A 10,359-nucleotide genomic window follows, 5' to 3' on the forward strand; every position below is an offset into this window, starting at 1 on the left:
TCTCCTCCAGGACCCTCGGATGGTGTGGCCGGTGCGGATGGTCAGAGGGTGGGGTCCTCTGTTCCGCCGGGCGGCGGGTCGGGCAGGTCGGAGTCGTCGGGCGCGGAGGCCTCGGGACCTTCCGGCGCGTCGAATCGGCGCAGCAGTTCCTCGGCCGTCTCGTACAGCCCCTGTGCCTTGACGGCCTCGGCCACGTGGCGGGTGACCAGATAACGCCGTGCGTCCTCCTCGGGAAGGCCCATGGCCCGGAGGAAGGCGTCATAGCGGTCCGCCGTGGACGCCCCGGGGTCCTGTGACGGGGCGGCCGACGCGAAGTCGCCGAGGTGGGACGCCTCCGCGCCCGTCGTTTCACGCGGGGGCTGCGGTACGAGGTGCCGCAGGCGTTCGGGCACGTCGGTGTCGTTGGCCGCGGACGCCAACTGGGCGAGGAGGCCGATGTCCCGCACCGTCTTGTCCACCTGCTCGTCGTTCTTGGCCAGCCACCAGACCACGGCGCTCCCGGTGTCCTTCAGCACGTCCTCGCCGAGGTACTCCCGTTTGCTCTGCTCGTGCTTCCTCTGGTGCTCCCAGACCGCCTTGTCCTTCCGCACCGCCGCCAGCCTCTCCAACCGTTCCCGATCGTGCTCGGGGAGGACGAGGGTGACCGACTCGGCCATGACGTGCAGGGAACCCGTCGCGTCCGGCCGCATCCGGCCCAGCGCACCGTTCAATTCGTGCTGGACGAGCGAGGCCCTTCCGGGCTCCCGTTTCTCGGTGATGTCACGGGCGCGGTCCAGGATCGCGTCGACCGCCAGGCCGGCCGGGTTGAGGACCGGCTCCTCGGACGGTGCCCCGGTCGGACACCAGCGGACGGTCGCGGAGAACAGGAAGTCGTAGTCCTCCCAGAGGCTCGGCAGCGCGACGCCGGTCACCCGCTCCTCCCTGCGCTCCACGGGCGCCTCGGTGATGTGGGGGATCATCTCGACGGGCACCGGCCCGCCCCGGCGCGTCGCGGCCTTCACGACCGAGACGGGGAGAGCGACGAGCAGTACGGCCAGGGCGGCCCATGCCCATACCGGCCAGCGCGCCGACACGCCGACGACGGTGAGCAGCAGTCCGCAGATGACGGTGAGGAAGACCGTCACGGTCTTGGCACCGGAAGTCATGACGTTGCCCCCCTGGGCGGTTGTGGTGACTGTGAAGGGGAGGGACTGAGGCCCTGGGCGATGGAGATCTTCGACAGCAGGCGATCGGTGAGCAGGGCGCCGCGTTCCCTCCCGCCGGGCGCCGAGCGCTGCCCGCTCCGGGCGGTGGCGTACAGGGCGCCCAGGAGGTCGCCGCGTTCCCGGGCACCCGCGACGAGCACGTCGAGGAGCGGGTCGCCGTGCCGTTCGTCCGCACAGGCCGTGTGGAGCCAGCGCCGTACGTACGGCTCCCACGTCTGCCGTGGGCACTGTTCGAACACGGCGGTCCAGGCGGTGGCCAGCCACTCCCGTACGGCCGCTTCGGCGAAGAGGGCACGGGGGCGCGTGCCGGGGGAGGTCAACGGCAGGGGATCGGCGATCCGCAGGAACAGGCCCGGGTCGGCGGGGTGGGAACCGCGGCCGAGGTCACGGGCGAGACGGAACAGCATGAGCCGCAGCAGACGGTGGTCCGCCCCCGTCAACAGCAGCAGGGCCGCGCACGCCCGGTCGGTGCGGCGCTCGTGCCTGGCCAGGTGGTGGAGGCGGACCACCGCCTCGTCCGGGCGGTGCACGGCGATCACCTCGACGCACAGGTCGACCAGGACGTGCGAGAGCCCCTCGCTCACCTGGCCGCTCCTGGACCAGTCGTAGACCCTCCTCCGGAACGAGCGGCCGTGCTCCTCGTCGTTCAGGCCGTGCTTCAGGACCTGCGCGGCCGCTCTCAGACGGTCGGCCGTCACGGGTGGTGCCGTCCACTCCTCCGCGAGGGACGCCAACTCCTCCGGGCGCTTCGTACGCAGGTACTGCGCGGCGAGGCGTACCACCAACCGGTCGCGGTCCTCCAGGGAGAAGGACGGGTCCGTGAACCCCACGGTGTGGCCCACCCAGGTGCGCAGGTGCCCCCGGAGGTCGGGTCTGTGGTCCCAGAAGTGGTCGCGGACCGCGGCGTCGTGGTCGAACTCCTCGAAGCGGACCCGGCCGTTCGCGTCACGGACGGCGGAGATGTCCTCGAACCGCCGGGCCAGGTCCTCGTGCTCCAGCAGCGGCCGATCGTCCTTCGGGGACCCCGCGATGCGCAGCAGGGACTCGGCGCCGTGATGAACGACGTCGGAGTGGGCCTCGTGCAGCATGGCAGTGCTCAACAACAGAGCCCGTTGGGGCCCCGTGCCCGCTTCGGCGAGCCGTTTCGCCACCTGCGTGCGCGGGCCGCTCAGGTCGGCGAGCGCACGCGCACACCAGTGGGCGAATCCCTTGTCGGGCGGGGCCGCTTTCCGTGCCCGAACGATCCGGGCGGCGAAGTCCGCGATCTCGCGCATCGGCCGCCCGGACCCCAGGAAGTCGGAGAGGACGGGGAGCGAGGGGGAGCAGGCGTTCCTGGGAACGTCATCCAGGGTCAGGTGCCTCAGGAGCACCTCGTGTTCTCGCGGCCGTTCGATCTCCGCCCGGTGCCGCCAGAGGTCCTCCAAGGGCCTCTGGTCCCTGTGGTGCGGCAGGACGACCACGAGGTGGGCCTGCTTCTTGCGCACAGTCCCGGTGAACGAGGGGAGTTCCTCCCGCACCCCCGCCCACAGGGCTTCCTCGACCTCCGAGAGGTCCAGCAGCATCCGGTCGCCGTTCCCGACCAGAGCGGGGCTCAGGAAGGGCTTCTCCTCGTTCGGCAGCAACTCGTGGAAGGTATCGGCGTCACGGCGCAACTCGTACAGGAGGACGCGGGCCGCGGAGGTCCTTCCGCTTCCCGGAGCGCCGTCCAGCAGGACGGTGCCGGTCGCGCGGAGGAGCCGTCGTGCCTCGCCGAACCCGCCGGGGTGGACGAATCGCCGCCATAACCAGAGCAGTTGGTCTTCGGCGACGTCCCGGGGGCTTCTGTCTCGCGTGTCCTTCGCCAGTCCGCCGATGACGGTGAGGTTGATCTGGGCTCCGACGCCCGCATGGACCGGACCGTGCGGGTCGAAGATCCGTGTGTCGGGCGGCACGGTCACCGTTCGCCGTCCCCGCTCCGACGGGACTGCCCGAAGTGCTGGTGGATGCCGCCCTGGTTGTCCCCCTCGAAGTACGTCGTCCCGTCCCCGTGGAAGTGTCGGCCGCCCGAGACGTGACGGGAATTGTGGTAGATGTCCCCCTGGCCGGTGTGGACGGGCCCCGAGCTGTTCTTGACGACGGTGCCCACGTCCCCGATGATGTCCCGGCTCTGGACCGCGGTGCCGTGCACGTCGCCCGTCGAGTTGCGCACGGAACCGGGAGCGGTGTCGGTCTCGGGGGAAGGGCGAGCCGCACGGTCGGCCGCCCTCAGGGACGGCACCATGTCGGCGGCCAGGTCGCCGATGCGCGCGAGATCCGCCGGGGCGTTCCGGGCGTCCAGACGCAGGGACTGCAGGTCGGCGAGCCGCGCCAGCTCGGCGGGGAGGTCGGCTTGGGCAAGCCGCTTCGTGTCCCGTCCCACGAGGACGGGGACGACCGGAATCCCCCATTCGAGGGCTTCGAGGATCTCCTTGCGGACCCAGTCGTCACCGTCGTGGAGTTCGGGGAAACGCGTCCACTCCGGGCCCATGACCGCCAACAGCAGGGAACTGCGCCGTACGTTGCGAAGCAGTTCTTCGGGGTAGGCCGCGCCGGGTTTGATGGACCGGGAGGCCCGGAAGGAACTCTCCTCGCCGAAGCGGCGCGACAGCTCCTGGTCGATCGTCGCGGCGGCCATCTCTCCGTCTCCGGTGCGGTAGTTGACGAACACCTCGGGCATGGGAACGGCTTCCTCTCTGTCAGTGGTTCACGATCTGTAAGGCCGTGCCGAGTTCCGGAGCCAGCGCGCGCACCGAGGGATTGCGCGGATGGCGGCCCAGGACGCGGGCGAGGCGGCGAAGGTCGGCGGCGATGGTCGCGGAGCCGACGGCCGTGGCACCGTCGAGCAGCGGGGCAACCAGCTCGCACGCGTGGTCGATCTCGCCCGCCGCCGCGTGGGCGAGCGCGCGGCGCACTCCGTAGCGGACTCGGGTGCGCAGGGCATGGGAGGGAACCCGCGCCAACTGCTCGTCCAGGGCCGCGGCGGCTTCCCGCGGCCGACCCAGGTCGTACAGGCACCAACCGGTGATCATGGCGACCGGGTCGGGGAGGTGCATGGTGCCGATGACGGGCGCGTCGGAGTCCGGGACGTGGCGTGCCAGCAGTGCGCGGGCCCGGTCGAGGCTGCGCATGCAGGCACTGTGGTCGCCCGCGATCGCGTGGCCTTGGGCCTCGCGCTGGGCGGCCAGGCCGCGGATGCGGGGCGGGAGCCTCCCGTCCTGGGCGCGTTGCGCCAAGATCACGGTTTGCTCGGCGTCCTCGCGGTAGAGTGTGACCAGCGCACGGCGTACCAGGGCATACCCGCCCAGGTCGCGGTCGCCGCCGGCTGCGGCCAGGTCGACGGCGCGCTGTGTCCACCACAGGGAGGCCTGTTCGTTCCCCGTCTCCTGCACCAGCCAGCCGACGTACTCGGCGTACCGGGAACCGAGCGCCAACAACTCCCGCCGGGTGCGCGAGCCGACGCGGTTGGACAGCTCCCGCAGCGTGTGCGTCTGCGCGATGAGCACCGGAAGCAGGAACTCCGGGCCGACCGTCTGGCCGAGCCGCCGGTAGTGGTCGAACAGGGAACGGGATGCCTCCAGAAGCTTCCCGCCCTCGGTACCGGACGGCGAGCCGGGCACACCGGACGTGCCCAGCCGGACCACCGAGGCGGCCCCGGCGGCCACCATCTGCCGTCGCCCCACGGGCTGGAACCAACTCGGGCCGTCCGCGGACAACTGCATCACCCACACCTCCTCGTCGCCCCCTTCCGGTTCCGGCGCCCGCTCCCCGGCGGGCCGATCGGGGAGCAGGGTCATGAGCGCGCCCCCGGCGCCGAGCGCGGCGTCACAGAGGCGTGCGAGGTCACGGCTGGGTGCCTTGAGCCCGCGCTCGACCTTGCTCAACTGGCCCTTGCTGTAGTGCACCGCCCCGGCCAGTTCCGTGAGGGTGAGGCCGGCCGCGAGCCGTCTCCTCCGGAGTTCCTGTCCGAACCGGACGGATGGCTGGACCGCTTCCACATGAACCTCCGTCACCGTCCGTCCGGGTGGACGCGGGGGCCGCACGACAGACTGCGGCAGGCCGCGCCGGACGAACAAGGCGAATGTCGCTGTTTCCCGTTTCCCGTTCCGAAGGCAACCGGGTGTGGAACCGCCTGTCGAGAAGGCATCGGTCGACTGCGGCGCGTGCCGGCAGCGGGCCGCCGACTTCCACGCCGTGTACCGGCCCAGGGGCGGGGCGGAGCGGTACGGGGGGACGTTCCGGCGTGGCGGGGCCGACCGTCGAAGGGCCGTCCCGGCCGCCGACCAGGCGCGGTTCCCGAGCGACTTCGGGGTGAGGTCGGGCCCTGTCGGACGCCGGGAAGCCAGACGGCCCCGACCCCTGCGGGTCGGGGCCGGGACAGGGCGGCCGGTGTCCGTCAGCCCCGTGGGTAGCCGATCCCGGTGATGTCGTCGGCGAGTTCGGCCAGGGTGACCTCGGGGTTCAGCGCGGCGACCACCTCGTCGGTCAGCGGACGCAGGGCGAGGACGTGGCGGACGGCCGCCAGGTCGACCGGCGTCTCGTAGTAGTCCCGGGCGAACTCCCGGAACGCCTCCGGCGAGCGGTCCACCAGCAGCTCGAACAGGTACCCGGCGCCGTCCGGGTCGTCCGTGCCCTCGGGGAACTCGATCGTTCCCGCGCGCCAGGCATCGTCCCCCGACTCCCGCCACAGGCACGCGGTGACGCAAGGCAGCCCGTCCTCGTCCGAGAACGCCGGCTCGGTGACGTACGGACGGAAGACCTCCGGAACGTCGTCCAGGACGCCCGGCCACGGGCGGTCGTCCACGTAGGGGCTCATGGGCGACTCGTGGTCGAACCCGCGCAGGTACGCGCCGGCCGCGGAGAAGACGATCGAGTGGTCGTCCCCGGAGCCGGTGTCCATCGAGGCGAGTTCCTCCGTGTCGGACCAGCGGGCGTCGAAGTGGTGACGGCGGTGGGCCGCCTCCGGGTTCAGGACGGCCTCCGCCATGGCCATGGCACGGCAGTGGTCGCGGAGGGTGCCGATGTCGGGCAGTCGGCGGGCGATGTCGTGGACGGTCACGCGCTCATCCAAGCGCACGCCACCGACAGTCGACCGGCAGTCGACAGGCAGTCGACCGACAACCGTCCGCGTACCGGCTCAGCGCAGGGTCGGCACCGCGCCGCCCTCCACCACCTCGACCTCGACCCCCGGCAGGCCCCTGCCCCACCGCTCGGCGATCCCGGCGACCGTGCCCCGGTCGGGCGGGGTGCGGCCGAGGCCGATGGCGTACCGGGCCAGGGCCGGGCCGGTGTCGAAGGGACGGGGCCAGGCGTGGACGTCCACCGCCCCGGCGTCCTCCAGGGCGGTGAGCAGCGCCCGCAGCCGGCCCCGGGCGGCGCCCAGGACCTCCTCGAACTCCTCGCTCCGGGGCGGGCGCACGGTCAGTACCGCCCACGCCGCGTGGCGGCGGTGGAGGGGCGGCGGGGAGAGCAGTTCGGGCCGGGGGTCGGTGCCGGCCCCGGCGGCCGACTCCAGGATCTCCCAGGCCCGGTAGAACTCCCGGACCAGCAGGTCCCGGCCGCCGGCGCCCACCTGCGCGGTGCAGGAGCGGACCGGTGCGGCGGGCGTCAGGACCGTCACCGCCGCCCCGGAGTCCCGGGCGGCACCGGTGAGGGAGACCGGTCGCCGCCAGTCCCAGGCGGCCCAGGTGCCGTGGAAGTGCCGGAGGAGGTCGTCCTCGGGCAGGTCCCCGGCCTCGCGCACCACCACCGCCGCCAGCACGGACCAGGCCAGGCCCGGCAGTCCGCCGAACGGCGCCGAGTCCAGGCCGCGCGCCCTCGCCCACGCCTTCACCTCCCGGGCCAGCCGGGCGAAGGCGGCGTGCCGGTCGCCGACCGTCTTCCGCACGGCGTCCGCGTCGGCCACCGCGCCGAGCGCGATCGCCGCCGCCTCGCCCGACTCGGCGCGGCGGTCCACGGCCTCGGCGGGGTCGAGCGGACCGGTGGCGACCACGGTCAGGTCCACGCCCAGGCCGCCGACGGCGAACTTCAGCCCCGGCACCCGGGCGCCGGTCACCTGCCGCACGGACACGGCCTCGGGGAGCGCCGCCGTCACCCGCGCCCGGACCTCGGCGACGTCCACACCGCCCGGCAGCGCGGCCACCAGGTCCAGGTCCGCGCCGTCCAGGGCGCAGCCCATGCGCCGCGATCCGACGGTGTGGACGACCCCCTCGGGCAGGGCCTCGGCGACGCGCCGGGCGATCCGCTCGGCCCGCTCGCCGTCCCGGGGCTCGGCCGGGGGCGTGCCGGTGCCGTCCTCGGGAAGCCACCGCACCTCGCCCGTCCCCAGGGCGACCGTGGCCCGGGGCCGCATCGGCTCGTGGCCCCGGCGGGAGAGCAGCACCAACTCCCCGACCCGCGCCGAGACGCCCGTCAGCCGGGCCGCGCACTCGGCCGCGACCCGCTGGGGGTCGGTGGTGCGGCCCAGCGACAGGTGCGGGGTGAAGCCCTTGTGGCGTCCGCGGCAGCGCGGGAACCGCCGCACCAGCGCGCGGTACAGCTCCGTCCACGGCTCCTCGCCGCCGTCGGCCGCCGGGTCGAGCCAGACGGTCGCGTCCTCCCGGTGCCCGAAGGTGTGGACGCCCTCCAGGCGGGCGGTGAACGGCGCCACCTCGGCCGCCGCGGCGGCCAGCGGCGGGGCGGCCCGCTCGAACTCGGACTCCGGCACGAACCCGAAGAGGACGTTGACGTGCGGCGGCCAGCGGCGGATCTGCCGGTCGTGCTCCCGGCGGAGCTCCTGGATCGGCGGCCACAGCTCCTCGGGCGGCAGCCAGGCCAGCGCCGTGCGGACCGTCGGCCGCGCGTCGAGGACGCCGGGGGAGCCGTCGGGGCCGCCCTCGTCCAGACGCAGCTCCGCCTCCACGCCGTAGTGGTCCGACACGTACAGCCCCCGCTCGGCGGGCGTGTCGCCCCGCAGCGCCGCCCCGGTGACGCGCGGGGCGCCGCGCAGCAGGATCCGGTCCAGGCGGGAGGCCCGGCCGGTCAGGGAGGAGACGGCGGCCAGCGGGTTGACGCCCGGGTCGAAGGTGGGGGTGCGGTCGTCGGCGCCGTGGACCTCCGTCCAGGCGTCGCGCAGGCCGAGCGCGGCGGCCGGGCCGTCCTCGCCGTCCCGGCCGTCGTTGAAGTCGCCCAGCAGGGCCAGATCGCCGTCCACCCCGGCCAGCCCCTCGGCGAGCCGCTCCAGTTCGGCCTCCCGGCGGGCCGGGCCGTTCGCGGAGTGGTCGCTGGTGAGGTGGGTGGTCGCCACGGTGAGCGGCCCGGCGGCGGTCTCGACGGTGACGGCGGCGACGGCCTTGTGTGGGCCGAGGGAGTGCAGGCCCGCCTCCCGCACGGGCAGCCGGCTGAGCAGCAGCAGCCCGTGCTCGTCGACGTCCCCGCCGCGCGGGTCGGTGCCCAGGGCGTAGGCGGCGCGGACCCAGGGGGCGTCCAGCAGCATGGCCAGCAGCCCGGCCTCGACCTCTTGGAGCGCGATGACGTCCGCGTCGGCCTCCGCCAGGGACGCGAGGAGCAGGGGGCGGCGGCGGGCGGTGTCGATGCGGTCGCCGTCGTACCGGTCCCACAGGGTGTTCCAGGTCAGCACGCGCACGCTCGACGCGGTGGGCGGGGTCGCGGCGGGCTCCGTGGACGTGTTCCGCGCGGGCCGCCACCCGGCGGACGGGTCCCAGACGTGGGGTGTGCGGGCGGTGAAGAACGGCGCGCGCAGGCGGCGCGGGTCGCGTACGCGCCCGGCGGCGGAGGAGCCGACGCGGTCCACGCCGGTGGCGCGGTCCCAGACCACCTCGCCGTCCGCCTCCACGAACAGCACCCGGTGCCAGGGGATGTCGCCGCCGGGCGTGAAGGCGGGCAGCGGAATCCGCTGGGGCTCGGCCCCGCGCCGGCGGATGCCCAGCACGAACCGGGCCGGGTCGAGGCGCGGGTCCCAGCGGACCTGGTGGTAGATCTCCTCGCTGGTGCGCATCACCACTCCTCCCCGTCGTGGGCGCCGCCCGGAATGCCGTCCCGGGCGGCGCCCAGATGCCCGTCGGTGTCCGCCACCGTCCCGTCGCCCCCGACGTACCACGTGCGGTGCGCCTGACCCGGGTACGGCGGGACGAAACGGCGCAGTTGCGCGGCGAGCACCGACGACGGCACCGGGTGTGGCCGGACGGTGTTGCGCCGCGCCAACTCGTCCTCGTCCACCAGCGCGACGACGTGCGTGACCAGCGCGTCCCGACGGCGCGCGACCGCGTGCACCTTGGCGCGCTGTTGCGGGGTGAGGGAGGTGGCGTCCCACACCACCGTCGCCGTCCGGTCCGCGGCGAGGGCGGCGTCGAGCCGGGCCAGGCCCTCCCGCAGGACGTCGTCGTTGGCGCGCTGGTCGGTGCGGGAGCCGCGGGCCTGGCGCAGGTCGTCCAGGCAGACGTACGCGGCGACGCCGGGGAGGCGCTCGGCGAAGGTGCTCTTCCCGCTGCCCGACGGCCCGACCAGGTGGACCAGCCGCGGGAACTCCCCGGACCGCCGGCGCCAGGTCGCCGCCACGGCCTCCGTCACGCCCGCGATCCGACCCAGCGCGTACGCCTGGCGCGCCTCCGCCCAGCACCGGTCGGCCGCCTCGGCGTCCACCCCCGCCTCGGAGAGCGCCCGCCGCAGGTCCGCCCGCAGTCGGCGCAGGGGAGCCTCGTCCAGCAGCCCGGCGTCCTCGGCGTACAGCGCGGACCAGTCGACCTGCTCGCGCGCCTCGGCCGCCTCCGCGTCGTCGCGCCCGGCCAGGATCGCGGCGGCGACCGCGTGCAGCACCGCCGGGTCGGCGGCGAACGACATCCGCGCCAGCCCGGCCCGGCGCTCCTCGTCGGGGTGGGGGCGGTGCAGGAGCGGAGCCAGTCCGACGAGGTCGGCGACGCGCCGCGCCAGGGGCATCCCCAGCGGCGCGACCAGCCGGGACGCCACCCGCGCCCGCGGTTCGCCGTGCAGCAGCGCGGCGAGCACGCCGGCCAGCCGCGCGTCCCCCGTCCGCGCCGGCACGTCGAGTCGGGCGGACACCTCGGCCACGGCCGCCTCGGCGCCCGCCGTCTCCCTCTGACGCGCGCGCCAGACGGTGCCCGTCGCGCCGCGCCCGAGCGGC

6 protein-coding genes and 1 pseudogene are annotated in these 10,359 nt (G+C 74.5%); all 7 read right to left on the minus strand.

Translation table 11 applies throughout. The features are described from left to right. Positions 1-41: 41 nt before the first annotated feature. A complete protein-coding gene (locus tag ABD335_RS21000) occupies positions 42-1,145 on the minus strand; it encodes a hypothetical protein (RefSeq protein WP_344325830.1) in 1,104 nt (367 codons plus the stop codon). Next, a complete protein-coding gene (locus ABD335_RS21005; RefSeq protein WP_344325833.1) occupies positions 1,142-3,136 on the minus strand; it encodes a hypothetical protein in 1,995 nt (664 codons plus the stop codon). Before ABD335_RS21005 ends, ABD335_RS21000 begins: the two co-directional genes overlap by 4 nt. A gap of 2 nt (positions 3,137-3,138) precedes the next feature. Continuing rightward, complete coding sequence (locus ABD335_RS21010) at positions 3,139-3,900, minus strand: toll/interleukin-1 receptor domain-containing protein (RefSeq protein WP_344325836.1); 762 nt, start codon at positions 3,898-3,900, stop codon at positions 3,139-3,141. A 19-nt stretch (positions 3,901-3,919) separates the two neighbouring features. Further along, a complete protein-coding gene (locus ABD335_RS21015) occupies positions 3,920-5,218 on the minus strand; it encodes a helix-turn-helix domain-containing protein (RefSeq protein WP_344325839.1) in 1,299 nt (432 codons plus the stop codon). 398 nt (positions 5,219-5,616) lie between these two features. Further along, a complete protein-coding gene (locus ABD335_RS21020) occupies positions 5,617-6,279 on the minus strand; it encodes a hypothetical protein (protein WP_344325842.1) in 663 nt (220 codons plus the stop codon). A gap of 78 nt (positions 6,280-6,357) precedes the next feature. Continuing rightward, positions 6,358-9,216: an RNA repair domain-containing protein gene (locus ABD335_RS21025; protein WP_344325845.1), complete on the minus strand. Its 2,859-nt coding sequence runs from the start codon at positions 9,214-9,216 to the stop codon at positions 6,358-6,360. Then, positions 9,216-10,359: pseudogene (locus ABD335_RS21030) on the minus strand (AAA family ATPase); the annotation flags it as partial. The pseudogene ABD335_RS21030 and the gene ABD335_RS21025, both read right to left, overlap by 1 nt.

The organism is Streptomyces macrosporus, from assembly GCF_039533145.1.
Taxonomy (GTDB): domain Bacteria; phylum Actinomycetota; class Actinomycetes; order Streptomycetales; family Streptomycetaceae; genus Streptomyces; species Streptomyces macrosporus.

Bases quoted from the DNA above. Each gene is read 5' to 3' on its own strand.
- ABD335_RS21000 (WP_344325830.1), bottom strand. From the start codon at position 1,145: ATGACTTCCGGTGCCAAGACCGTGACGGTCTTCCTCACCGTCATCTGC.
- ABD335_RS21010 (WP_344325836.1), bottom strand. From the start codon at position 3,900: ATGCCCGAGGTGTTCGTCAACTACCGCACCGGAGACGGAGAGATGGCC.
- ABD335_RS21025 (WP_344325845.1), bottom strand. From the start codon at position 9,216: ATGCGCACCAGCGAGGAGATCTACCACCAGGTCCGCTGGGACCCGCGC.